Annotated in this window: 22 protein-coding genes; 19 read left to right on the top strand and 3 right to left on the bottom strand. The window is 44.4% G+C overall.

Annotation, left to right across the window (positions count from 1 at the left end; genetic code table 11):
• Positions 1-134 precede the first annotated feature (134 nt).
• The 11 genes from xylA (at position 135) to AC5W14_RS12295 (ending at position 11,556) form a co-directional block, all read left to right on the top strand.
• Entirely contained in the window at positions 135-1,463 is a 1,329-nt protein-coding gene (gene xylA / locus AC5W14_RS12345; protein ID WP_496194572.1) for a xylose isomerase, read from the top strand.
• A gap of 60 nt (positions 1,464-1,523) precedes the next feature.
• Positions 1,524-3,020, top strand: coding sequence for a xylulokinase (gene xylB, locus AC5W14_RS12340; RefSeq protein WP_496194571.1), 1,497 nt, complete (start codon positions 1,524-1,526; stop codon positions 3,018-3,020).
• Positions 3,021-3,268: 248 nt separating this feature from the next.
• A complete protein-coding gene (locus AC5W14_RS12335) occupies positions 3,269-4,030 on the top strand; it encodes a GntR family transcriptional regulator (RefSeq protein ID WP_496194570.1) in 762 nt (253 codons plus the stop codon).
• A 16-nt stretch (positions 4,031-4,046) separates the two neighbouring features.
• Positions 4,047-4,910 (top strand): BtpA/SgcQ family protein, encoded by an 864-nt coding sequence (locus tag AC5W14_RS12330; RefSeq protein ID WP_496194569.1) that lies wholly within the window; start codon positions 4,047-4,049, stop codon positions 4,908-4,910.
• Positions 4,900-5,817: a ribokinase gene (locus AC5W14_RS12325; RefSeq protein ID WP_496194568.1), complete on the top strand. Its 918-nt coding sequence runs from the start codon at positions 4,900-4,902 to the stop codon at positions 5,815-5,817. The genes AC5W14_RS12330 and AC5W14_RS12325 overlap by 11 nt, the downstream gene beginning before the upstream one ends.
• A gap of 21 nt (positions 5,818-5,838) precedes the next feature.
• Positions 5,839-6,864 (top strand): substrate-binding domain-containing protein, encoded by a 1,026-nt coding sequence (locus AC5W14_RS12320; RefSeq protein WP_496194567.1) that lies wholly within the window; start codon positions 5,839-5,841, stop codon positions 6,862-6,864.
• 28 nt (positions 6,865-6,892) lie between these two features.
• On the top strand, positions 6,893-7,648 hold the full coding sequence (locus AC5W14_RS12315) for an ATP-binding cassette domain-containing protein (RefSeq protein ID WP_496194566.1): 756 nt from the start codon (positions 6,893-6,895) through the stop codon (positions 7,646-7,648).
• A complete protein-coding gene (locus AC5W14_RS12310; RefSeq protein WP_496194565.1) occupies positions 7,645-8,646 on the top strand; it encodes an ABC transporter permease in 1,002 nt (333 codons plus the stop codon). Before AC5W14_RS12315 ends, AC5W14_RS12310 begins: the two co-directional genes overlap by 4 nt.
• A 12-nt stretch (positions 8,647-8,658) precedes the next feature.
• Positions 8,659-9,693: a phosphotriesterase family protein gene (locus AC5W14_RS12305; protein WP_496194564.1), complete on the top strand. Its 1,035-nt coding sequence runs from the start codon at positions 8,659-8,661 to the stop codon at positions 9,691-9,693.
• A 4-nt stretch (positions 9,694-9,697) separates the two neighbouring features.
• Entirely contained in the window at positions 9,698-10,801 is a 1,104-nt protein-coding gene (locus AC5W14_RS12300; RefSeq protein ID WP_496194563.1) for a M28 family metallopeptidase, read from the top strand.
• Complete coding sequence (locus tag AC5W14_RS12295) at positions 10,798-11,556, top strand: glutamine amidotransferase (RefSeq protein WP_496194562.1); 759 nt, start codon at positions 10,798-10,800, stop codon at positions 11,554-11,556. The genes AC5W14_RS12300 and AC5W14_RS12295 overlap by 4 nt, the downstream gene beginning before the upstream one ends.
• Before the next feature lie 55 nt (positions 11,557-11,611).
• Here AC5W14_RS12295 and AC5W14_RS12290 read toward each other — a convergent pair whose 3' ends face one another.
• On the bottom strand, positions 11,612-12,397 hold the full coding sequence (locus tag AC5W14_RS12290; RefSeq protein ID WP_496057638.1) for a formate/nitrite transporter family protein: 786 nt from the start codon (positions 12,395-12,397) through the stop codon (positions 11,612-11,614).
• A gap of 130 nt (positions 12,398-12,527) precedes the next feature.
• Between AC5W14_RS12290 and AC5W14_RS12285 the strand changes: the two genes are divergently transcribed.
• From AC5W14_RS12285 to AC5W14_RS12275, 3 genes are all read left to right on the top strand, one after another.
• Complete coding sequence (locus AC5W14_RS12285; protein ID WP_496194561.1) at positions 12,528-14,087, top strand: PTS sugar transporter; 1,560 nt, start codon at positions 12,528-12,530, stop codon at positions 14,085-14,087.
• A gap of 221 nt (positions 14,088-14,308) precedes the next feature.
• Complete coding sequence (locus AC5W14_RS12280; protein ID WP_496194635.1) at positions 14,309-15,352, top strand: HD-GYP domain-containing protein; 1,044 nt, start codon at positions 14,309-14,311, stop codon at positions 15,350-15,352.
• A 21-nt stretch (positions 15,353-15,373) separates the two neighbouring features.
• Positions 15,374-17,140, top strand: coding sequence for a bifunctional diguanylate cyclase/phosphodiesterase (locus tag AC5W14_RS12275; RefSeq protein WP_496194560.1), 1,767 nt, complete (start codon positions 15,374-15,376; stop codon positions 17,138-17,140).
• 26 nt (positions 17,141-17,166) lie between these two features.
• Here the strand turns inward: AC5W14_RS12275 and AC5W14_RS12270 are convergent, their stop codons facing one another.
• A complete protein-coding gene (locus tag AC5W14_RS12270) occupies positions 17,167-18,036 on the bottom strand; it encodes a YitT family protein (RefSeq protein WP_496194559.1) in 870 nt (289 codons plus the stop codon).
• 187 nt (positions 18,037-18,223) lie between these two features.
• On the opposite strand from AC5W14_RS12270, the gene AC5W14_RS12265 reads away from it, so the two are divergent.
• The 3 genes from AC5W14_RS12265 to AC5W14_RS12255 all read left to right on the top strand — a co-directional run bounded on the left by AC5W14_RS12265 (position 18,224) and on the right by AC5W14_RS12255 (position 20,313).
• The gene (locus AC5W14_RS12265) at positions 18,224-19,273 is read left to right on the top strand and encodes an NAD(P)/FAD-dependent oxidoreductase (protein WP_496057634.1); all 1,050 of its coding nucleotides are present in this window, start codon (positions 18,224-18,226) and stop codon (positions 19,271-19,273) included.
• Between the two features lie 31 nt (positions 19,274-19,304).
• Positions 19,305-19,808, top strand: a complete 504-nt coding sequence (locus AC5W14_RS12260; RefSeq protein ID WP_496057633.1) for a ferritin — start codon at positions 19,305-19,307, stop codon at positions 19,806-19,808.
• Positions 19,809-19,980: 172 nt separating this feature from the next.
• Positions 19,981-20,313, top strand: coding sequence for a hypothetical protein (locus tag AC5W14_RS12255; protein WP_496194558.1), 333 nt, complete (start codon positions 19,981-19,983; stop codon positions 20,311-20,313).
• Between the two features lie 66 nt (positions 20,314-20,379).
• Here the strand turns inward: AC5W14_RS12255 and AC5W14_RS12250 are convergent, their stop codons facing one another.
• Positions 20,380-21,762: a DHA2 family efflux MFS transporter permease subunit gene (locus AC5W14_RS12250; RefSeq protein ID WP_496194557.1), complete on the bottom strand. Its 1,383-nt coding sequence runs from the start codon at positions 21,760-21,762 to the stop codon at positions 20,380-20,382.
• 63 nt (positions 21,763-21,825) lie between these two features.
• Between AC5W14_RS12250 and AC5W14_RS12245 the strand changes: the two genes are divergently transcribed.
• On the top strand, positions 21,826-22,185 hold the full coding sequence (locus AC5W14_RS12245) for a hypothetical protein (protein WP_496194556.1): 360 nt from the start codon (positions 21,826-21,828) through the stop codon (positions 22,183-22,185).
• Positions 22,186-22,223: 38 nt separating this feature from the next.
• Positions 22,224-24,572 carry a glycoside hydrolase family 31 protein gene (locus AC5W14_RS12240; protein ID WP_496194555.1) on the top strand — a complete coding sequence of 783 codons (2,349 nt, stop codon included), beginning with the start codon at positions 22,224-22,226 and terminating at the stop codon, positions 24,570-24,572.
• Positions 24,573-24,586 lie beyond the last annotated feature (14 nt).

Below are 24,586 nucleotides of genomic sequence, written 5' to 3'. Positions count from 1 at the left end.
AAGTTTTCATATAAATATACTTAGTTTATCAGTAAAACTAAGTTTTCGCTTTTCATCTGCGGAAAATTGTTTTGCCTTTTAAAAGATTTTATATGTAAGCGTAAACATAATATACGACAAAAGGTGGTTAGTTTATGAGTTATTTCCATAATGTAGACAAAATTAAATACGAGGGAAGCGGCAGCCGAAATGAGCTTGCTTTCAAACACTATAACCCGGAAGAAATGTTTAACGGTAAAAGCATGAAAGACTGGATGAAGTTTTCCGTTGCCTACTGGCATACGTTTACGATGGATGGATCGGATCCATTCGGAATGGGGACCATGCAGCGTCCGTGGGATCATTACAGTGGAATGGATCTGGCAAAAGCCAGAGTTGAGGCCAACTTTGAATTTATCGATAAGCTTGGATTTGACTACTTTGCTTTTCATGATGTGGATATTGCACCGGAAGGTGACAACCTGAAAGAATATGGAGCCAATCTGGATGAAATTGTCGGCCGGATTCAGCCTTTAATGAAAGCACAGAACGTGTCAGTATTATGGAATACGTCCAACATGTTCCACCATCCGCGCTTTATGTTCGGTGCCGCGACGTCCAACAAAGCCGACGTGTTCGCCCATGCAGCAGCAAAAGTGAAAAAGCAGCTGGAAATCGCAAAAGAACTGGGCTCGAAAAACTACGTATTCTGGGGCGGAAGAGAAGGATACGATTCCCTCCTTTATACAGACACGAAGCTCGAGCTTGATAATTTAGCACGCTTCTATCATATGGCGGTTGATTATGCGAAAGAAATAGGCTACGAAGGCCAGTTCCTGATTGAGCCGAAGCCAAAAGAGCCGACGAAGCACCAGTATGATTTTGATACGGCAACAACCTATGCTTTCCTGCAGAACTACAACCTGGAAAACCACTTTAAAGTAAATATTGAAGCCAACCACGCTACCCTTGCAGGCCATACATTTGAACATGAGCTCCGCTATGCAAGAGAGCACGGCATTCTTGGCTCGGTTGATGCCAACCAGGGCGACATGCTGCTCGGCTGGGACACAGATGAGTTCCCAACCGACATCTATAACGCCACGCTCGCCATGTACGAAATTATTAAGAACGGCGGCCTTGGAAAAGGTGGATTGAACTTCGATGCGAAATTGCGCCGCCCATCATTTGAGCCAATCGATCTGGTCCACGGTCACATTGTCGGCATGGATACATTTGCGATCGGGTTTAGAGTAGCAAACCGGCTGATCGAAGACCACGTCTTTGAAAATATTTTGGAAAAACGCTACGAAAGCTATCAGTCCGGTATCGGCGAAGCGATTTTAAACAACAAAACGTCGTTCCGTGAGCTGGAAGCCTACGCCATGGAAAACACCATCAAGCATGAGTCCGGCCGCCAGGAAATGATTAAAGGCATGATGAATCAGTATATTCTGGAAGCAGGAGCGTTTGCGAAAGTATAAAAATAAAGAAGAAGCTGTTGCATAAAACAGCTTCTTTTTCTTAAAAGGAGAGAAAATCCATTGGAATACGTTATCGGATTAGACCTTGGCACGAGCAGCATTAAAGGAATACTGGTAGACCGGGAAGGCACGATCGCCGCCGAAGAGTCGGAAAGCTATCCGATCTATCATGAGCAGGACGGGCACAGCGAGCAGGATCCGGAGGACTGGGTCCGGCAGACTAAAAGCGTGTTAAAAAAGCTCATTCAAAACAACAGCCTCGCCGGCAGTGACATTAAAGGCATCAGCTTTTCCGGGCAGATGCACGGTCTTGTGCTGCTGGACGGCGACTACATCCCATTACGGCGCGCGATTCTCTGGAATGACACGAGAACGAGCCGGGAAGTAAAGGAAATAGAAGCGGCGGCCGGGCAGAATTCGCTCTGGGAGATTACGAAAAACAGTCCGCTTGAAGGATTTACGCTTCCGAAAATATTATGGGTGAAAAAGCATGAGCCGGACGTATTTGACCGGGCCGAGCTGTTTCTGCTGCCAAAAGACTACGTACGCTATCGGTTAACAGGAGAGGTCGGCATGGATTTATCCGATGCGGCCGGCACGCTGTTAATGGATTTGAACACAAACGAGTGGAGTGCGTCTCTTTTAGACACATTTGATCTTCCGGCTTCGCTTTGTCCGCCGTTATTTCCGGCCACCGAGCACGTCGGGGGCATGCTCGAAGACGCGGCGCAGGAAACCGGCTGTTCGTCTTCTGTGATGATCTTTGCCGGAGGCGCAGATAACGCCTGCGGCGCGGTAGGAGCAGGGATTCTGGAAAAAGGAAAAACGATGTGCAGCATCGGCACGTCCGGCGTACTGTTATCGTATGCCGGAGAGGAAAAAACATACTTTAACGGCAGACTGCATTTCTTTAATCATGCTCCGGCCGATACATATTATGCGATGGGAGTCACGCTTGCTGCCGGGTACAGCCTGCAGTGGTTTAAAGAAAGCTTCTTAAAGGAAGACGATTTTTCTGAGATGGTCCAGGTAACAGAAGCGGTACCCGCGGGAGCACGCGGGTTGTTGTTTACGCCGTACATTGCGGGCGAAAGAACGCCGCATAATGATGCGTTTGCCCGGGGGTCGTTTGTCGGGATGGACTCGTCCCATACGAAAACGGAATTTGTAAAAGCAATAATGGAAGGAATCACTTTTTCCTTAAAAGAATCGTTGAATATAATCGAACAGAACGGCATGGAGGTGGATACGATCGTGTCTATCGGAGGCGGCGCAAAATCGCGGGCCTGGCTGCAGATGCAGGCCGACATTTTTGGAAAAGAAGTCGTGAGCCTGCGCAACGAGCAGGGCCCTGCTATGGGCGCGGCCATTATTGCCGCCGCCGGATGCGGCTGGTACGCCTCCCTTCAGGAAGCAGCCGCCGTATTTGTACAAAATGATGTATCGGTTACGCCTGATCCGGACAAAACCAAACGCTACGAGCAGATTTTTCCTTTGTACCAAAAGGTATACACTCAGACAAAAGATATTACAAAAGAACTGGCAGCATTTCGTTAAAAGAATACCTAACAGAACCTGCCGGCGGACTTTAATTATAAAGAGCACTAAAAAAAGCAGGCTCCCCGGAGTCTGCTTTTTTCTATATTTATAAAGAGGCTGTATGTATTATCAATAAAGAAATAAGGTCGATTTAAGACATGGATGGTGAATAAATCTCACAATAAAATTCAGAAAATTCATTGATTTTTGATTATTTTGCGATATGATGTTTATAACAATATTTGTCATGACAACATGACGACATAATGAAAAGGGTGAAAAAATTGAAAGAGAGAGTGATTGATAGAAAAAATGCACTGCCTTTATACGTGCAGCTTAAAGAGATTATAAAATCAAAGATAGATCAAAAAGATTGGGAAGAGGGGGATCCGATTCCGACAGAAATGGAATTAATTGATAAGTATCAAGTAAGCCGTACTACGGTTCGCCAAGCATTAAGCGATCTCGTTATGGAAGGCGCACTTTATAAAATGCAGGGAAGAGGGACGTTTGTTGCTGAACCCAAATTGGAAGCTGTCCGACCTAAATTAACAGGGTTTATGGAAGATATGCAGGATGAAGGGCATTCTGTTGATTCTATTATTTTAAGAGAGGGGTGGGAATCGGTTAAAGGAAAAGAATGGAATACTTTTGGTTTAAAAGAAGGAGGACGGCTTTATAAACTAGACAGGCTAAGGCGAGTAAATGAAAAAGTAATTGGCATTCAAGAAACAACGTTAAATATGGGGTTGTATCCTGACCTGGATTTAAGTACTCACGATTTTAGAAGAGAATCCTTATATGAAGTGTTAAAAAGCCACGATATTCCATTAGGAGAAGCAAAGGAAACAGTAGAGGCATCTTACGCCGGACAGGTTTATGGAGATATCATGGATGTGCCACCGGAAACATTGATCCTCAAGCTAAACAGAAGAACAACGTTACAGTCTGGCGAACTATTTGAAATAGGAAACATGATTTTCCTGGCAGATAAATATAAATACAAAACTACATTACGTGGTTACTGAAAAGGGAGAAGATTAAATGAGCGATAAGATTTTTCCAGCCAAACCTAACTATATCGAAAGTATTTTTAAGAAAAATAAAGCGGCTATCGGAATGATACATTTACGACCGCTTCCCGGTGCTCCTCATTATAAAGGTGGAGGTATGGAAGAAGTATTCAGCTGGGCGGTGCGGGATGCTAAGTCATTGGAAGCAGGAGGCATCGACGGGTTTATTATCGAAAATGCATGGGATCTTCCTTTTTCTAAACCGGAAGATATTGGCTATGAAACGGTGGCTGCTATGACAGCTGTAGCAGAAAAGCTGAAACAACATACGAAACTACCTATTGGCATTAATTGTTTGGCTAACGGTTCAGTGCAAGGACTTGCCGTAGCTCAGGCAGCCGACCTTGCTTTTGTAAGAGTGAATCAGTGGGTTAATGCTTATGTAGCAAATGAAGGGTTTATTGAAGGTGGTTCTTCAAAGGCGATGAGATACCGGTCTCATATTAAAGGAGAACAAATTAAAATGTTTACGGATGTGCACGTAAAACATGGAAGCCATTCAATTGTAGCAGACAGGAGTCTGGCGGATCAGACTCACGATGCTGTTTTCTTTGACAGTGATGTGTTGATTGCCACAGGCACCAGAACAGGAAATGAAACAGAAATGGAGGAAATACTTGGAATTAAAAACGAAACGGAACTTCCAGTGATTATTGGAAGCGGGATGAATCAAGAAAATGCTCATCGTATTTTATCCATCGCCGACGGATGTATTGTAGGAAGCGCGATAAAAGAAGACGAAAAATGGTGGAATCCTATTTCTGAGGAAAAAGTGAAAGGTTTCATGAAAGAGGTGGAGCGTGCACGAAAGGGGGAGCTTGTAGGTGACCGGTAAAAAATTAGCTGTAGCAGGAACAATTAATATGGACCTATCAGCTCAGTTATCTGAGTTTCCCCAGGTTGGAGAAACCGTACCATCTCTAAGTTATCTGATCAATCCAGGCGGTAAGGCAGCTAATCAGGCAGTGGCAGCCAGTCGAATGGGGGCAGATGTTTCTTTTGTAGGGAAAATAGGAAAAGACGACTTCGGTAAAAACCTGAAAGCCGCCTTGAAACAAGAAGGTATTAATACCTCAAATTTATATATCGATAAAAAGAAAGCGACAGGAAATTCATTCATTGTATTAAATCGTGCTGGAGATAATTTTATTATTACTAATTTAGAAGCAAATACTGAGGTCACAGCCGAAGAAGTAAAGCAGGCTCTTTTGGCAGAAAGAGCACCAGATGCTGTCCTTCTTCAATTGGAAGTGGCCCCTGAAATCACTACTGATATTATAACATTTTTACATGAGGAACATATACCAATTTTCCTTAACCTTGCACCTGTTACGAAGATTCCTAAAGAAACCAGGAATCTTGTAGACGTTTTAATTGTAAACGAAATAGAGGCTTCTGAGCTGGCAGACATGAAAGTAAAGGATCGGCAGACTGCAGAGCAGTCTATTCAAAGAATAAACAAAAATGATAAACAAACGATTATTGTAACACTTGGAGAAAAGGGTGTTGTATTTCGATGGAACGGTTCTTTTTACTATATAAAAGCTCAAAAAGTAAAAGCGGTGGATACGACTGGTGCAGGTGACTGCTTCTGCGGTGTACTCGCAGCGGAATTATTGGAAAATAACGATATGGTGCATGCAGTAAAAACAGCGACTCAAGCAGCTTCTTTAGCCGTAGGCAGGTACGGAGCCCAAAGCTCTATGCCTTACAAAAAGGAAATGATTCAGGAGCAGCAATAAAACCAACAGGGGGAAGAAAAGATGAAAAAACACGGAAAATATCTACTAGGTTTGAGCTCACTTCTATTCGTTACGGCAGCATGTAGTCAGGTGGAAGAATCAGGAGGATCAGAAGAAGAACCAGAAGGTACAGAGGCGGAACCTATGTCCGGTGAAACAGTTGAGGTGGAAGCAGGGGATGACGCTCCAACGATTGGAATGACTGTTATTAACCAGGAAGCCCTGTTTTTTACTGAGATGGTAAAAGGTGCAGAACAGGCTGCAGAAGACGAAGAAGTTAATCTAACAGTATTTAATGCCAATAATAACTCGGTTGATCAATTTAACGGGGCAGAGGATTATCTAAGTTCAGGTGTAGATGCCATAGTAATCAATGCGATTGATGTTAGCAGCATGGAGCCTATCGTAGCAGACGCAGAAGAAGCTGGAATTCCGGTTATTTCTATCGATTCCGTTATAGAACACGAAGGAGTAGACGTGCAGGTCGGAGTGGATAACTACGAATCAAGTGTGGAACTTGGAGAATATTTTAATGAGTACGCAGAAGAAGAGTGGGGCGATGAAGACGTTAAGCTGGGCGCTGTGTCGGCGCTGAACTCCGAAATTCAAATTAATCGCGAAGAAGGCTTTATGGATACCGTCTTGGAAGAGGATAACATGGAGCTTGTGAACACAGTAGATGGAGAAAATGTGCAGGAAACAGCTCTCTCTGCTTCTGAAAATCTATTAACGAGCAATCCGGATCTGAACGCCGCCTTTATGACGGGTGAGCCTGCCTTTATCGGCATGACTTCAGCCGTGCGTTCCCAGCAGGCACAGGATTCGATTAAACTATTTGGATGGGATCTCAGTGAACAGGTTATTCAAGGTATTGATGATGGATACGTAGAAGCGGCCCTGCAGCAGCATCCAGATGAATATGGTGCGGAGGCTATTGAAGCAGCTACTGCACTGCTCAACGGAGAAGAAGTAGACGAGGAGATTGCTGTAGCAGCTACCGTTGTCACCAGTGAAAATGTAGATGATTTCCGTTACTTGTTCGAATAAACCTTCGATAAAAAAGGAGTAAATATCAATGGATAATCAACCATACCAAATGGAAATGAGTAATATACAGAAATCTTTTGGCGCTGTAAAGCCATTGCAGGGTGTTGATCTTAAATTAAAAAAAGGAGAATGTCTGGGACTGTTAGGAGACAACGGAGCCGGCAAATCCACATTGATGAAAATACTAAGCGGAGTGATTATGCCAGATGCTGGTGAATTCACGTTTGAAGGAGAAAAAATTAAAGTAAATAACCCACGTGAAGCAAAAAATCTGCAGATTGAAACAGTTTTCCAGGATCTCTCTTTATGCGATACGTTGAGTGTGGCAAATAATATGTTTTTAGGAAGAGAACCTGTCAAAATGAAGCGATTTATTGATTATAAATCGCTTCACGAAAAAGCGAGAGCAGAACTGGACAAGCTGGGCATCAATATTTCCTCTACAAAACTGCAGGTACAGAATATGTCGGGAGGGCAGCGTCAGGCTGTGGCAATTGCTCGAGCAATGATATTTAAGCCGAAAGTGCTTATTATGGATGAGCCGACAGCTGCTTTAGGTGTAAAAGAAGTTAATATGGTGCTTAACTTAATTAATACTGTGAAGGCACAGGGAGTCAGCGTTATCTTAATTACGCACCGTCTTCAGGATTTGTTTGAAGTGTGCGACCGTCTCATGGTTCTGCATGATGGAAAATGCATTGATGACCGAAGTATTGATCAATATACGCTTGAAACTGTTATTCAATCTATTATGGGGAATCCGCAGGGGGTGAATGCATCGTGAGCGGAAAAAGTGCAGAAGCCGTAGATGTAAAGCGTGTAGATATGAACAATACTTGGAAACAGTGGGCCGGAGAGCATAAGCAGATCTTAAGTATTTTTGGAATATTGCTTCTAATTAGCTTGTTTTTCGCTTTAGCCACCACATCCTTTTTCAGCTTTAGTAATATGATGAATCTGGTGCTTCAGCTTGCACCGAATTTAATTGTCGTTGTAGCGATGACTTTTGTTATTACGACCGGAGGAATTGATCTTTCTGTAGGATCAGTGCTAGCGCTTGCGAGTGCGTTAACCGCTGTGTTATTAAGTGCCGGCCTGGCAGGGCCTTTAGTGCTGCTTCTCGTTCTGTTGGCAGGGTTATCTACAGGTGCAATCAATGGATATGTAAGTGCATACCATGACATTCCTCCATTTATCGTTACACTTGCTTCCATGCTTTATATTAGAGGGCTGGCACTTCTAGTAACGGGTGGTTACTCAGTTGCTATTGCAAGTGATGCAGGTCTGATTAACATGGGTATAGGAGCGTTTTTGGGAGTGCCGGTACCTGCCATATTGGCTGTTGCTATTCTTATAATTGGAATTATTGCGATGAGAAACTCGAGATATGGCATTTATGTTACGGGGATTGGTGCTAATGAAGAAGCAGTGAGAAGATCCGGTGTTAATACAAGATTTGTGAAATTGATTACGTATATGTTCAGTGGTGCTGCCGCGGCTCTCGCTGGGTTAATTATTGCTTCTAGACTGGGGTCAGGTTCTTCCAACGTCGGTCTGATGTTTGAATTAGATATTATTGCCGCTGTTGTACTGGGAGGAACAGCGCTGTTCGGAGGAAGAGGCACCATCATAGGCTCACTTATCGGAGTTATGATGATCGGTATTATTAACAATGGCTTAACGCTGATGCAAGTTTCCCCCTACATTATTCAAATTGTAGAAGGTCTAGTACTGCTGGCTGCGATAATTATTAATATTCGTGTATTTGGACGAAAGAACTAAAAGAAAGAGGCGATGGACTTGCGGCAGGTAGAAACCGTACAAGGACCGATTGATATAGAAAATTTAGGTATTACGCTTATGCATGAGCATCTGCTGTTGGACCGTCGCCATGTTTGGGAAAAGCCGTGGGATACTTCTACGGCTTTTGCTGAAGCAGATGTCTCTATGAGCATATTAACAGAGCTTAAGCATCAGCCTTATGGAAATTACGATAATAATTTTATGCTGGATATCCCTATGGCCTGTGACGAAGTAACAATCTTCAAAAAAGCAGGGGGCACTTCTATTGTGGAGGTCACACCAGAGGGACTGGGTCGGGATCCGGAAGGTTTAAAAGAAATATCAATAAAAACCGACACTCCAGTTATTATGGGCTGCGGCTATTATTTAGAAAAATTGCATCCAAGCTATATGAAAGACTTTTCCAAGGAAAGAATTGCAGATAAGATCTGCAGTGATCTTCTGGAAGGTGTAGGGTATGACAAAATAAAAGCTGGAATTATAGGAGAAATTGGAATAAGCCCTGATATGACAAAAGCAGAGGTGAATGTCTTGAAAGGGGCAGTGCTGGCGCAGAAACAGACGGGGAAAATACTCACTATTCACCTTCCCGGCTGGGAAAGGTATGCCCACGAGGTTCTTAATATTGTTGAAAAAGAAGGCGGTTATCCTGAAATGGTGGTATTAAATCACATGAATCCCAGCATGTATGATCTGGACTATCAATTATCTCTTGCAGACCGTGGAGCGTTTTTGGAGTACGACATGATTGGAATTGATTTGCTGTTTCCGGAAGGGCAGTCTCCCACCGATGATGAAAATGCAAGAGCGGTCGTTCGACTGCTGGAAAAAGATTATCGCTCCTCCCTGCTGCTGTCGCAGGATGTGTTTTTAAAAAATCTAATGAAAACATACGGGGGCGGGGGATACAGCCACATTTTAATGAATTTCCTTCCCCGTCTGAAAGCATACGGTGTGACAGATGAAGACATACACGCAATATTGGAATTGAATCCTAAAGAAGTATTTAGAAGAGCTAAAGGGTAAGCGCATGAAGAATAACTGGCTTTCTATCGTTGAATATGGTCCGCGGCCGGCAGGAAGTTCCAATGAGCGTGAAGTAAGAGAATTTCTTAAGCGTGTGATCTATGATGAGGGCTTTACACCGATAATCGACACGTTTTCTTATACTTCCTGGAAACTGCTTTCTTTTTCAGGACTTGAGATGATTCATCCAGACAGAAGAAAAATCAAAGCATATCCAGCAGTTGGAAGCGGATCGGCGGAGAACGTTAGAGGGTATCTACATTTTACCGGGTACACGAATATTTGGGATATGTATAAATGGCCCCGCTATGCTGTAATAAATAACGCGGGGGAAACAGCAGGTTTTATTACCGCACGACCGGATGGCGAAGCATTGAGCCAGACGCTGCTGGAAAAATGGGACCTTCCCCACTTAATCGTAGGAGCATCTATCCACGATGAATGGAAAAAATCGTTAAAACATAATAACAATATTGAAGTGTCTTTTTCTGTGCGGTCTAAAACAGAACAGCGAACCGATGGTGAGAATATAAAGGTAAGCCTGCCTGGAAAAACTAAAGCGGATAAAGTAGTTATTGGAGCCCATTACGATAGTATGTATAACACTAGAGGCGCTTACGATAATGCGTCTGGTACAGCTGTAGTATTAGAGATTTTGAAAAAGACTAGAACGGCTGCTTTTGATTTCCCTATTGATATTCTTCTTTTCGGGGGAGAAGAACTGCTGCTGGCAGGAAGCAGCAGTTATGTAGAAAAGCTCCACTTAAAAGAAAAGCAGCAGATAAATTTCATGCTTAATATTGACGGAATAGGAAGAGGGGAAACACTGGAGTGGTGGAGCTCCATGAAGGCTTCCCAACTGTATTTAAATGTTAGAGCAATGAAAGATTTGTTTTCAGCTTCCGAGGTGCTCCTTCCGGCTCCTCCCGGTTCGGATCATTCTCCTTTTATGGCAGCGGGGGTAGAAGTCCTCATGTTGACCATTAATGATCAGGATATTATTCATACCGAAAGGGATGAACCAGTAGAAGATATATACATCAATATGGAAAAAATAATAGAAGTAATGTGGAGATTGCTACTACACCTACAAAAAAAGGATGGATGATGGTGAACGTTTTACTTGTTGGTGAATCCTGGACAAAACACACAATTCACGTAAAAGGATTTGATTCTTTTACTACATCTGAATATGAAGAGGGTGCCTCATGGTTTCAAAAGGCTATGGAGGATGGGGATATTGCATTAGACTACATTAGAGCTCATGAAATAGAGGAGAAATTTCCGGATACTCTTGAAATGTTAAAACAATACGATGCAGTTTTACTAAGCGATATAGGAAGCAATACTTTTTTGTTATCGTCCCAGACATTTAATCATTCTGAGCGTTCAGTTAATCGTTTAGAACTTATAGAAGAATATACGGCTTCCGGCGGTGGTTTCGGTATGATAGGAGGATATTTATCTTTTCAGGGAATAGATGCAAAAGCGAAATTTAAAGGGACTCCTATTGAACATATTTTACCCGTTACTCTGGAGATTGGAGATGATCGGGTAGAAGCGCCAGAGGGAAGAATTCCTAAAGTGAAGCGAACCCATAGTATTATTGAAGGAATGCCGGAAGAATGGCCTGCATTTTTAGGCTATAACAAAGTCCAAGCTAAAAAGGATAGTATTGTTATTGCAGAAATAGGAAGAGATCAAGATCCATTTTTAGTGACAGGAGAGTACAAAAGTGGCCGCACGCTGGCTTTTACCAGTGATATGGCACCGCATTGGGGACCGCTGGGATTTGTAGAATGGGACTATTATCAGCATTTCTGGCAACAGCTTGTAAAGTGGCTAGGAAAAGAAAAAGTGTAATAATTAAAAATACCATGCCATTCTTTTAAGAAATGGTATGGTATTTATTTTTTTACTATTCTTCTTCTTTCATTTCATGACGGTTTAATAGAAGATACGTGCCGGCCACAAATACAGCGCCGCCGATCATATTACCGATCGTGACAGGGATTAAATTGTAGATAATATCGCCAAAAGTTAAGATAGAATAAGAGTCATGCAGCCAGGCCATGCCAAGAATCGACATATTGGCAATGCTGTGTTCAAAACCGGACGCCACAAATGCGAGAATGACTCCGATTACCATAATAATTTTGGCGGCATCGTTTTCGGTGCGAAGGGTAAGCCAGATGGCCAGACAGACGATCCAGTTGCAGAGAATCCCCTGGAAAAACAGCTGATGCCACGGAAGCGTTGTTTTTTCGGCAGCTAAGGCAAACATGTAATGGTCAGCCGGGATACCTTGGAAAATGCCGGCACCGAGAACAATCAGGCAGATAAGAACGGCGCCGATGGCGTTGCCGACATAGCTTGCGCCCCATACGCCGAGTGTCTGCTTCCAGGACGTCACCCCGGAAAAGGTGGAGCTGGTCATAATCATATTGTTACCGGTAAATAAATCAGAGCCGCCGATTAAAATAATAATCAGGGCGATGCCGAACGTGGAACCTACGACCAGATCCAATATCGGCGACTGCACATCATAAAGCGGCGCTCCCAATGAAAACATAAGCAGCGCACCGATGCCTACATAACTGCCCGCGATAACAGCCGATACCATATAAAGCAGAGGAGAGCGTCTCAGCATCGTGCTTTTGGAAGCACCCTGCTCGTTCAGGGTGCGGATGGTTTCTTTATACATAGCTCTTGTCTCCTATTTAAATAGTAATGTTATATTTAAGTAGCTTATTAAATATAGACCAAGTGAAGCAGAATAACAAAGCCTGGTGTTCGATGTAATAGAATTATAATTAGAAGGGAAAACGTAAAAAATGAAAACAATTGCTATTATTGGAAGCAGTGGAGGTAATTTGTACAGTTTAGGCGGAAAAAAGCCGGAAAAGCTGTTAGAGGAAATTATTACGCAGAGCAGCAGTACAGAACTTCAAATAGGAGCTATTCAATTTATTGCAGCAGAAGAATCAATGGACTCAGCAAAAGAAAGCGTCCGTGCCAGGATTTTTACACAAAGTGCACAGGGGCAGCCGGAAGTTGCTTTTGAGGGAAGTCTGCAAGATGTAAATCAAGAGGCAGCGAGGCTCGATAAAGAAATAGCAGAGCAGATACATAACGGCCAATTAGACGGTTTAATCGTCATGAGTTCTGATCCGGAAGGGGTAAACCGGTTAACGATAGAAGCAGCAGCTGATAAAAAGCTGCCGATCGTCGGTACCGGCGGCACATCAATGGCTTTGATCGGAAGCAAAGGCGCGAGGGTTATTTCCCAATCAGGCACAACAGGCACTACCAGCCGGACAAGAGCTGTTTCTTTTATTGCCTCGCTGGCTAAACATTGGAATATGTCTTATCAGCCGGTGATTGGCAGCCGATCACAGCTGGAGGCGGGGAAACCGGCTAATGTATTTAAAAATATCAGCCTAAGGGGAATTATGGTGTCGGCGCTGCCCGGTTTTATCGCGATGGCTATTGTGCTTGCTCTGAGCCGGATTCCGGCTTTCAGCGCACTTGGAGAAGTATTTGATATTATGATTCAAGCACTCCCGGTCGTTCTGGCGGCTATCGCAGCCAAGCAGGTGTCCGATTTGGATGAAGTGTCGATCGCAGCCGGTGTTATAGCCGGAGTCCTGTCGGTGGAAGGCGGAATTATCGGTGGAATTATCGGTGGTATTCTAGCCGGAATATTTGTTCATTACTTGTTTAGAAAATGCGTGCAGTGGCGGTTTCCTATGACGACCGTTAATATCGTAGCAGGAGGGCTTTCCGGACTGGCAGCGGGTCTTATTGTGTACTTCCTGCTTGCTCCGATAGCGCTGCAGACTGGAAACGGTATTAAAGCTCTTATTGAATCTGCGATAGCTTTTAATCCAATTATGGCAGGTGCGCTTGCAGGATTGCTTATTTGGCCGGCTATACTTGGCGGTGTGTATCACGCAGCCATTCTTCCTATTGTTCTGCTGGAGATGGAAACAGCGGGAAACAGCTTCTTAGGCGCAATCGATATGGTGGGACTCGTGATGGTGTCAGCCGGCATTACCCTGGCCAATGTGATTTCTCCAAGAGATAAAGGGGAAGCAGCCGCGGCTGCTCCTGGTTTTTTAATAAATATGGGCTTTGGAACTTTTGTAGAAGCGGCATATCCATTTATGTTTTCCAATAAATTCGTTTTTGCCGGGGCTGTGTTTTCGGCTGGAGTGGGAGGAGCCCTCGTTGGGTTATTTAATGTGAGAGGCACAGCTTATGTGCCAACGTTTGCAGCACCGCTTCTAACGAATAATGCAGCTGGTTTTATTATCGCGATGGCTGCCGCCTTTATTTTAGCTTTAGTAATTACTGTTGCTGCGAATCGGGTTTCCAGCTTAAAAAGAAGCTAAACAGCAGGTATTCAAAAAGGGTTTAGGTCTGTATGCCTAAACTCTTTTTTGAGTGAAAAATATTAAGTATGTTTATATAAACTTAATATATTTATTTTTAAATAGTTATTTTTAATTATTAAATATACATAAACTTCACATATTTCCTTTCAATTGCTGTTAAGTAGGTATATAATAACAGGTAATAAGGTACAATTTAAGGAGGACTTAAATTGAGAAATGTGAAAATTATAGATCTAAAGGAAGGTGCAGTTGTAGCCGAAGATATATATAAAGGCCCATCTCTTATTGTTAAAAAAGGTCATAATGTAACAGCTGTTTTAATACGGAAGTTAAAGCAGTGGGACATCGAATTTGTTTCAATAGAAGCAGATGATCAGGAGCATTCGAAAGAAAGAAACATTGACTTACAATCATTATCCGAAGAAAAAAGGCAGACTCTTCTGACTTTTTTGCAGGATATGCTCCAGCTCGGGAATGAGTATCGGTTCGGCTATGCGGTAAATGATGTGGACGCCTATCTTTGGATTCAGAAACTGTTTATTGAAATTACAGCGGAGAAAAGTACCTACGGTCTGCTCCAGCAGCTGAAATCCTGGGACCTTAACACGTATCATCATTCGCTTGATGTGTTTATTCTTGGATCGCTGTTCGCAAAAAAGATGGAAGTGAAGCACGTGACGGAATTTTCCAAAGCCTGCCTGCTTCATGATATCGGCAAGCTGCGGGTGGAAAAAAAGATTCTAACCAAAACCACTGCACTGAGTTCAAAAGAAATGCTGCAGATGCGGGCCCATACAGGAGAAGGATATCATCTTCTGAAGCAAAAAGGGTACAGCGCTTATGTGACAGATATTTTGAAATATCACCATCATCCATTAAGTGTCCTCAGCAGCGGGGAAGAGGAGCAGAAAAAGACCCGTAAGAGGGAACATGACATCCTCAGGCTGGTGGACGTATATTCAGCGCTGACGCTGGAACGGCCTTACAGAAAATCCCTCAGCGCTCCAAAAGCATTAAAAATAGTGATACAAGAACATAAAGATGTGAATATTGATTATATGAAATCATTCTGTGAAATGCTGGAAATCTTCCCCTTACATGCCGTCGTCCAGCTCTCGAATGATACTATTGCCGAAGTGGTGGAAGTTGATGATAAGCTGCCTACATATCCGATCATGAAAGAAAAAGACAAGCTTAACGCTTTTTATATGCCTGTCGATCGGTCCGTTATTATCAGCAAAGTGCTTCGGTTCAAAGAGTAACACTAAAAGGGTGGGATTTACATGATTCAAGACGATATAAAGCATTACACGGGAATTCATACTTTTTTAGAAAGAGTTTTCGAAATGATGGCTCTGAATTTTCCGGATCATACGATTTTCTTTGCCACGAATGACAAAAAAATAAATGTTATTCGAAAAGTGCTCGATCAGGCGGCCCTTTGTATTCCGGAAGGGAATGAAGATCCTTATCAGGAAAGTTTCTGTCACTTAGCCATTGAGGCACCGGAACAGAATGTGGTCATACCCGATCTTACGAAGCACAGTTTCACAAAGGAACACCGGTTTACAATACAGACAGGCGGCGGCAGCTTTATGGGCGCAGCGGTTGCGGCGGAAGATGGAGACGCGCTGGGAACACTCTGTTTAGTAAGTGATCATCCAGCTCTATTTACGGAATCGCAGGTAACCTTATTGCAGGGGTATGCGTATATTATTGCAAGAGCGGTGAAAGTAGAGCAGAGCCAGGTGAGAGACAGCCTGACAGGTCTTTACCTGCCATCCACGTTAGCTGCGTTATTTGAAAAAAGGCAGGCCGATTATACGTCGTGGAGCCTGCTCTATATTAATTTGAGCGGCACCCGCATCTTTAATGAACGCTATGGGTTTGAAACAGGAAATTTCCGCCTGCAGAAGATAGCAAAAGCGCTCTATGAGATATTTCCGGTTAGCAGCATTTTCAGCCGGACCGCCCAGGATAAATTTATTGTCATGCTTCCGTTTACAGAAAGCGAAAACTCAAGAGACGCTACAGAACTGTATGTCAATAAACTGTTACAGCACTTGAAAGATACTCCCTGTATTGTAAATGAAGAAACATCCTATATCCGCATGGTTATAGGAGCAGCGATCAGCAGCGAAACGCTCGACAGCTTTAGTAAACTTCGCGATAAAGCAGAACAGCGGGCTGTGAGAGGGAACTTAAAAGGAAAAGAAGGACTTATTTTTACCGATAATGATGACCAGGAAAGAATGGAAATCCAGGAATTCACGATTCGTAATGCCATGCGGGAAAAAGGATTCTATGAGCAGCTTTCATTAGTCTATCAGCCTCAGGTTGATATACGTAAAGAAATGATTACCGGGGTCGAGGCTTTAATACGCTGGCATCACCCGATTCATGGTTTTTTTCCGCCGAATATCTGGATTCCGCTCGCGGAACAAACCGAAGCCATGCATTCTATTGGTCTCTGGGTGTTGGAAAGAGCCTGCAGCGAAATGAAAAAGGCAAACGCTGATTTAAAGCTTTCCGTTAATGTGTCCCCGGTGCAGCTGGAGGATCCAGCCTTCCCCTGCAATGTTCACCGCATCATAGAACAGGCCGGGTATCCTGCAGAGCAGCTCACCTTTGAAATTACGGAAAATATTTTTATGGAAAACAATCCTGTTATTATAAAGAATCTACTGGAACTGAAAAAAATAGGCATTATGCTTGCGGTGGATGATTTTGGAGTGGGCTATGCTTCCTTTCACCTGCTGCACCGCTTTCCGATTGATATCCTGAAAATTGACAGGCAGCTGAGCGCCGACTTAACGTCGATTTCCAGCAAAAAAATCGTCGAAGCGATTATTGAACTGGCCTATTCGCTCGACATGCAGTGCATCGTAGAAGGCATTGAAACAAAACAACAGCACCGCTACTACCAGAAACACAAAGTGGACTGGGGCCAGGGGTATTACTACTATAAGCCAATGCCTGCGGCTGAATTTACGGAGTTGTTTACGCCTGACAAACAAATAAATACGATTGAAAAACCGGCTTCCCGATAAAGGAAGACCGGTTTTTTCGTATTGTTTTATTTCTCCGCACCGTAAAATTTTGAAAAGGAAAATCCGCGGCCGATAATTTCGGAGGCATTCAGGAAGATCACAAATGAAGACGGTTCCTGCGTCTGCAGGATTTTCTTTAAATAGACCGCTTCCTGCTGCTCCATTACGCAGAGGATCATCGTTTTCTCATCGTTCGTGTAGCCGCCGACGGACCGGACTTTCGTTAAGCCGCGGTCGATTTCCTCACCGATAATCGTTTGAATCTGTTTTTCCCGTTCGGTAATAATAAGCACGAGCTTGGAGGGGGACGCCTGCAGCTGAACGAGATCGATAACCTTGCTCATCACAAAAATAGAAATCATTGCAAACAGGGCAATCTCCAGGCCGAACACGACAGCGGACGTGACGACCACGCACCCGTCTACGATAAACTGGGCGTATCCGCTCGAAAGGCCGGAATACTTTTTCACAATCTGTCCGAGCGTGGACAGCCCGCCGGTGGAGCCACGGCCCCGGTACACAATACCGAGTCCCACCCCGATCATCGAGCCGCCGTAAATGGCTGCCAGCAGCGGATTGTCGATGGCGAAGGGAAGATCAGCGCTTGCCCATATGACAAGCGGCACAAAAAAAGTGCCGAGCAGCGACTTCATTCCAAAATCTTTCCCAAGCAGAAGCAGGCCAAGGAAAAACAGGGGAATGTTAATGGCCCACTGCACGAAAGCGGGATTAAACTGGTAAAGCTCGTACACGATGGTGCTGATACCGGACACGCCGCCTGCTGCAAGGCGGGACGGCAGCAGAAAAATGTTGTAGGCTAATGCGATCAGGGTCGATCCAAACAGAACATAGCCAACCTCCGCGATGCGCTGTTTTTTTGTTACTATACTACTCATGTTCCTGATTCCTTTCCATCTCGCCTGAATCTGTCTCAGCTCTCCTAAAAAGTCCAATCGATTGTACCACAGTTTGGCAGGAACGAAATGAACTCATTTTATATGCAAATCCAAAAGGAATATGATATCCTTAACTTACCAATTGATAATGATAATCATTTACGGAATATAAAAGGAGGAAGTACATATGGCAGAGCACGAATTGTTTGATGTAACGATTGTGGGCGGAGGCCCGGCTGGACTGTATTCCGCTTTTTACAGCGGGATGCGCGGAATGAAAACGAAGATCCTGGAATACCAGCCGGTGCTCGGCGGGAAAGTAAACGTCTATCCGGAGAAAATTGTCTGGGATGTCGGCGGACTTCCTCCTACTTCCGGTGAAAAGCTGATTGCCCAGATGGTGGAGCAGGCAATGACGTTTCAGCCGACCGTCTGTTTAAATGAAAAAGTAACCTCTATTATTAAAAACGATGCCGCCGTTTTTGAGATTACGAATGACCGGGGGGAAGTTCATTATTCCAAAACGGTCATTATGGCGATAGGCGGAGGAATTCTCAATCCGCAGAAGCTCGAGCTCGAAGGCGCGGAAAAATACGAAATATCCAATCTGCATTACACAGTTAAGTCATTGGCCCGTTTTAAAGGCAAAAACGTCATTATTTCCGGCGGAGGCAACTCCGCAATCGACTGGGCCAACGCGCTCGAGCCGATTGCAGGGAAAGTATTTCTGACGTACCGGAAGGAATGCCCGGCGGCCCACGAAGCCCAGGTGGACAAACTTATGTGCAGCTCGGCCGAATGCTATTTTAACACGTGCATTTCCAAGCTGATCGCTGAAAAATCAACAGAGAATATCGACCAGGTGGAGCTGACCAACGTGGAAACCGGGGAACGGAGTACGCTTCCGATTGATGAAGTAATCATCAACCACGGCTACGAGCGGGATAAATCGCTTTTGGAGAGCAATACGCTGAAAATTGATATGATTGACTCTCATTTTATCGCAGGCGATCCGTTGAACCATACGTCTGTCCCGGGCATGTTTGCCGCAGGCGATATCGTCAAGCATGACGCGAAGCTGAACCTGATTGCCGGCTGCTTCCAGGATGCGGCGAATGCGGTCAACCAGGCCAAATACTATATTCAGCCGGAGGCGGGCGACCGGGCGATGGTCTCCTCCCATAATGAAGCATTTAAGGAAAAAAATAAGAAATGGCAGAAGAAAAGTATGGCATAATAGAAGAAACGAACGAAAAGGAGGAGATCATATGATCAGCGAAACATTAAAGCAGAACTTAAATGATCAAATGAATTATGAGTTTTATTCTGCGAATGCCTATCTGGCAACAGCAGCCTACTGCTCCGCAGAAGGTCTGGATGGATTTGCTAATTTCTTCCTTGTACAGGCAGAAGAAGAACGATACCATGCGATGAAGTTTTACCACTTTTTAAACGACATGGGCGAACGGGTGATGGTGGACGGCAGCATTACGCCGAACAACAGCTTTTCTTCTTTTCTTGACTGTTTCGAAAAAAGCCTGCTTCAGGAAAAAGAAGTCACCAAGCGGATTTACCACCTGGCAGATATTGCGCTCGATGAAAGAGAGCATGCGACAATGGCTTTTCTAAACTGGTTTCTGAAAGAACAGGTGGAAGAAGAAGCGCTTTTTGACAACCTGATTCAAAAGCTGAACCGGATTGACCAGGACAGCAACGCGTTTATTATGATGGATCAGGAATTGGCGAAACGCTCGTTTACACCGGAAGATTAAAGCAGTAGTTAAGAAAGGAAGGCCGCGGCCTTCCTTTTTTGTATATACACACTCTCTATTGTGAAAAAATCGACAGGAGAAAATCGTAAAAATAGGCATTATGTACTGACTAAAGTACTAGTAATTAGGAGGCGTTATGGTAGAATGGGGGCATGAGTAAAGGAGATGCATCATGCGAGGATATACGTATTACGTAGAGTGCAAGTATCACGGGCGCTGGATCCGCCTGTTCAATCAATCCATTATCAGCGCAGATGAATATAAGGCGCTGAATGACCACCATCTTTTTCTTCCTTTTTATAAAAATTGGGAATGGGGAGAAGATAAGCTGCATTATGTCCGTCAGCTGGAAGAGCGTTCGCTTCGCATAACCAAAAGGGTGAAATACGACTGTCTCCCGCACTGCCTGAAATCTAAATCGATATTTGAATTAAAAAAATGGCAGCTAACAGCAGAGGGTATCGTAGCGACCGAATATAAAACCCTTCATGCGATGCATGCATAACCAGCAAAAGATCAGCCGGAGAACGTAATTCCCGGCTGATCTTTTTTTTAAAACATACGGACCGGCTTACTTTTTTTCTACACGAAAAATCAGCAGGTACAGGGAAAAGGACACAACGCCCAGGACCGCCATAATGATAAAAGCCTGACGTATGCCGAGAAACAGCGAATCCTCATAACTCATAGCGGGACCGCCAGCTGCGCTGACCACGGTGGAAAGCAGCGTAACGCCGAGGGCCATGCCAAACTGGCGGATCGTACTGCTTAAAGCGGTACCGTGAGCCAGTTCCTCCCGGGGCAGGTCGTTCATGCCGGCGGCCACCTGCGGCATCATTGTCATCCCAATGCCCGCCATAAACAAACAGAAGATGGCAGCAATAAGAATGACCGACGTATCCGGCTGCATGAAGATAAATAGAATCACGGAAGCAATCAGCAGAACAAAACCGGTATTAATTAACAACCGGCCGCCGTATTTATCATAAGCCATACCGCCGGCAAGAGACATAAAAGCAAGTACGGCCGTGCCGGGCATTAATAGAAAACCGGATACAAACGCGCTGCTGCCCTGCACGTCCTGCGCAAACAGAGGCAGAATCGTTTCTGTCGACAACAGCAGAATCCCTACAAAAAATACCGATCCTGTTGTAAGGGCGTATACCGGGTAGCGAAATACCCGCACGTTTAGTATAGGAGCCGTCAGCCACAGCTGTCGTCTGCCAAACACATACAGACTGATAATGCCGGCAGCTACAGGCACCCATACACTCCAGTGCAGCAAGCCGGCTGTGCTGATATAGCTGGAACCGACGAGCAGACCGGTCAGGCCGAGCGTAGAAAGCAGCACCGAAGGAATGTCAAAGCGGGTTCTGCGCTGCTCGGTTATATTTTTTAAATAAAACATGGCTAAAAGCAGGAGCAGAAGCGTCGGCGGCAGAATAATCCAGAATAAATGCTTCCATGTATACACATCAATAATATAACCGGAAACCGCAGGTCCGGTGGCCGGCGCCACATTCATCACAAGACCGAGGAGCCCCATTGCTTTGCCGCGCTGCTCGATCGGAAAAATGAGCAGCAGCACCGTCTGAACGAGAGGGAGCATAATGCCCGCGCCGACCGCCTGGATCACCCGGGACAAAATGAGCATGGCAAAGCTGTCGGACACAAGCGCAAGAAGCGTACCCGCTGCAAGAAATAAAAACGATGTCAGCACGAGGCCTCGTGTCGTAAACCGGTCAATTAAATAGCCGCTCATTGGAATAAACACAGCAGATGTTAACAAAAACGCGGTTGTCAGCCACTGCACCTGAGCCGCGTTGACGTTGAATTCTTCCATCAGCGTCGGGAACGCCGTAATCAATAGAAACTGATTAAATAAAAACAAAAAGTTCCCTCCGACAACAATAAAGATAATCAGCCGCTTCTGCGCGGTATTCAGCGTGACCATGTCTGTTTCCTCCTTTAAAGCATTCTTTCCTATTGTAACAAGGAAGGGAAAGAATAAAAGGGAATGCAGCATGTACCATTTTTTTACATCTTTTCTTTTGAAAAGGAAACAGTACACTTAGGAAGAATTGTATTTATTAAAGAGTTCGGCGGTGCAGAAGCACTGCCTGTGGTAGAGGAAGCAGCAGAACAAATCATCGCAGCAGCGCCTTCCGGTTCTGTAGAAAAACCTGCAGTACCAGTTGAGAAAGAGGACGGCAAGCTGCCGGCCTTGACTTCCTGCTTTTGCTGCGAAAAAAAAGAACAGCATAAACAATCCCCTGCGAAGAAAATCTTCACAGGGGATTGTTATTGGAAAGACAAGCTCCTTAAGATTCTAGTTGCCAAACGATCCAAAAAGGATTATTATGAAGGAAATAATTAATTTGTTTAGTAAACAAATTAAAAAAGGGTGATTTATTAATGAGTAAAGACGTTACCTTTCATATGATAAAAAGCGAAATGAACACGCTTACGCTATACTGCCCGTTCTATGAAGTATATGCCTCTATCTATGTATTAACAGCAGATATTATTAGAGTGGCTGTCACCAAACAGGCCTCGGATGTTCCTATTAATTCATGGGCGGTTGCTCCAGGAGATACAGCCATGCCGTTGGAAGGAATACAAAGGGAGAAAATTTCAGAGCTTTTTGAACTGCCTTCTTATGAACTGGAAGAAAGTGATACGCAGCTGATCGTTACAACGGAAAAGATTAAGGTTGTGATCAATAAAGCGCATCTGCATTTTACCTGGTATGCGATAGATGAAAAAACAAAAAAGGACAGATGGATAGCAGAAGACCGAAGCACCCAGGCCTATTTTTTTCAAATTGCCAAAAAGGCACCGGTTTCTCATTACCTGACGAGAAAAAACGGGGAATTATATTTTGGGCTTGGAGAAAAAACGGGCAATGTTAATAAATACGGGGAACGTTTCCGTATGCTCAATATTGACGCGATGGGATATGACGCAGAAAAGACAGATCCGCTGTATAAGCATATTCCTTATTATGTGACCTATTCCGAGACAAGCGGCCTTGCCTACGGCCTCTACTACGATGATTATAATGAATGCGCTTTCGACCTGGGAAAGGAAAAAGATAATTATCACGGCAGCTACCGCTATTTTGAAACGCGCTCTGAGTTCCTGGATTACTATTTCATTCTGGGACCGAGCGTGCCGGAAGTAACGAAAACATTCTCCTGGTTAACCGGTCGGCCGGCGCGGATGCCTAAATGGAGCTATGGCTATTCCGGCTCTACGATGACGTATACGGATGAACCCCGATCTCAGGAACGCCTTGGAGAATTTATTGAAAACTGCAAAACGCATAATATACCATGCTCTTCCTTTCACTTATCCTCCGGCTATACGTCTATTCAGGATAAACGGTATGTCTTTCACTGGAATCGAGAGAAGTTTCCGGAGCCAAAACGGTTTACCGAAGATTTTCATGAAGAAGGCATAAAGATTATCGCTAATATCAAACCAAGCCTGCTCGTTAATCATCCTAAATTCAAAGAAGCATCCGAGCAGGGAATGACGATTAAAAACGAAGACGGGGAGCCGTTGCAACAGCAGTTTTGGGATGACCTTGGCGTTTATTTGGACTTTACGAATGAAAAAACAATCTCATGGTGGAAAGAAAATGTAACAGAACAGCTGCTCCATAACGGAATCGACTCAACCTGGAATGATAACAACGAGTTTGAAGTATGGGATCCGGATGCGGTTATTGATTTGTTCGGCAAAAAGGGAAGGTTTCAAGATCATCGTGCCATTTTTCCAATGCTTATGACTAAAGTGTCATTAGCAGCCCAGCTCGAACATGACCCTGGACGCCGTCCTTTTCTTGTTACCAGGTCGGGCAGCGCAGGAATCGGCAGATATGCGCAGACATGGACAGGCGATAATGACACGAGCTGGCACACGCTGAAGTACAACATCAAAATGGCGATTGGACTCAGTCTCTCTGGTGTGTATAACTTCGGTCATGATACCGGCGGTTTTGCCGGAGGAGCGCCGGAGCCGGAACTTCTTCTGCGCTGGATTCAGAGCAATATTTATTATCCGCGCTTTACCATTCATTCCTGGAACGATGACAATACAGTAAATGAACCCTGGATGTATCCGGAAATTACGGAAAAAGTATCGAGTACGATGAATTGGCACCGCCGGCTTGCTGGTTATTTATATTCTATAGGCCACCATTCGTCAACCTCGTATGAACCTATTATCCGTCCGGTCTTTTACAATTTCCCGGAAGATCCGGTCTCCTATAAAGAGAATGATGAATTTATGCTTGGCGGAGATCTGCTCGTCTGCACGATCGTCGAGCCGGAGCAGCGGGAGAGAACGGTATACCTTCCAACACACGACGGAGGATGGTATGACCTTTATACGGAAAAATGGTATGAAGGGGGGCAGAGTGCTGCTGTGCCGGCTCCGCTGGAGTACACGCCAGTCATGGTGAAAGGCGGAAGCATTCTTCCTGTAGAAGAAAAGGAGGAAGTGCGGGTACAGCTTTATCCGGGCGCTTCCGGGACCATGGCTTCTTTTTCCTACTACACCAGCACTGAAGAGTATGGAAAAGAAGAGATCACTCAGTTCAATATGACAATGGAAACGAGTGACTCTTCCATTTCTCTTTCTATTAATAAAAAAAGTTCGATAGAAGATGTACCGCAGCGGTTTGCTTTTCATATACCTTCCTCTGAAACGAGAGCGCTTTGGATCAATGGAGAAGAAACAGCGTTATTTCACACATAATGAGAGGGGTAACA

This window comes from Sinobaca sp. TMA16-18 (genome assembly GCF_059510535.1).
Note: the sequence above shows the minus strand (reverse complement) of the source record. Positions and strands in the feature narration are given on the sequence as shown.

What these genes read in the sequence shown, in the direction of transcription:
- xylA (WP_496194572.1), top strand. Translation starts at nt 135, where the DNA reads ATGAGTTATTTCCATAATGTAGACAAAATTAAATACGAGGGAAGCGGC.
- AC5W14_RS12335 (WP_496194570.1), top strand. Translation starts at nt 3,269, where the DNA reads ATGAAAAGGGTGAAAAAATTGAAAGAGAGAGTGATTGATAGAAAAAAT.
- AC5W14_RS12330 (WP_496194569.1), top strand. Translation starts at nt 4,047, where the DNA reads ATGAGCGATAAGATTTTTCCAGCCAAACCTAACTATATCGAAAGTATT.
- AC5W14_RS12320 (WP_496194567.1), top strand. Translation starts at nt 5,839, where the DNA reads ATGAAAAAACACGGAAAATATCTACTAGGTTTGAGCTCACTTCTATTC.
- AC5W14_RS12315 (WP_496194566.1), top strand. Translation starts at nt 6,893, where the DNA reads ATGGATAATCAACCATACCAAATGGAAATGAGTAATATACAGAAATCT.
- AC5W14_RS12305 (WP_496194564.1), top strand. Translation starts at nt 8,659, where the DNA reads ATGGACTTGCGGCAGGTAGAAACCGTACAAGGACCGATTGATATAGAA.
- AC5W14_RS12300 (WP_496194563.1), top strand. Translation starts at nt 9,698, where the DNA reads ATGAAGAATAACTGGCTTTCTATCGTTGAATATGGTCCGCGGCCGGCA.
- AC5W14_RS12295 (WP_496194562.1), top strand. Translation starts at nt 10,798, where the DNA reads ATGATGGTGAACGTTTTACTTGTTGGTGAATCCTGGACAAAACACACA.
- AC5W14_RS12290 (WP_496057638.1), bottom strand. Translation starts at nt 12,397, where the DNA reads ATGTATAAAGAAACCATCCGCACCCTGAACGAGCAGGGTGCTTCCAAA.
- AC5W14_RS12285 (WP_496194561.1), top strand. Translation starts at nt 12,528, where the DNA reads ATGAAAACAATTGCTATTATTGGAAGCAGTGGAGGTAATTTGTACAGT.
- AC5W14_RS12275 (WP_496194560.1), top strand. Translation starts at nt 15,374, where the DNA reads ATGATTCAAGACGATATAAAGCATTACACGGGAATTCATACTTTTTTA.
- AC5W14_RS12270 (WP_496194559.1), bottom strand. Translation starts at nt 18,036, where the DNA reads ATGAGTAGTATAGTAACAAAAAAACAGCGCATCGCGGAGGTTGGCTAT.
- AC5W14_RS12265 (WP_496057634.1), top strand. Translation starts at nt 18,224, where the DNA reads ATGGCAGAGCACGAATTGTTTGATGTAACGATTGTGGGCGGAGGCCCG.
- AC5W14_RS12260 (WP_496057633.1), top strand. Translation starts at nt 19,305, where the DNA reads ATGATCAGCGAAACATTAAAGCAGAACTTAAATGATCAAATGAATTAT.
- AC5W14_RS12255 (WP_496194558.1), top strand. Translation starts at nt 19,981, where the DNA reads ATGCGAGGATATACGTATTACGTAGAGTGCAAGTATCACGGGCGCTGG.
- AC5W14_RS12250 (WP_496194557.1), bottom strand. Translation starts at nt 21,762, where the DNA reads ATGGTCACGCTGAATACCGCGCAGAAGCGGCTGATTATCTTTATTGTT.
- AC5W14_RS12245 (WP_496194556.1), top strand. Translation starts at nt 21,826, where the DNA reads ATGCAGCATGTACCATTTTTTTACATCTTTTCTTTTGAAAAGGAAACA.
- AC5W14_RS12240 (WP_496194555.1), top strand. Translation starts at nt 22,224, where the DNA reads ATGAGTAAAGACGTTACCTTTCATATGATAAAAAGCGAAATGAACACG.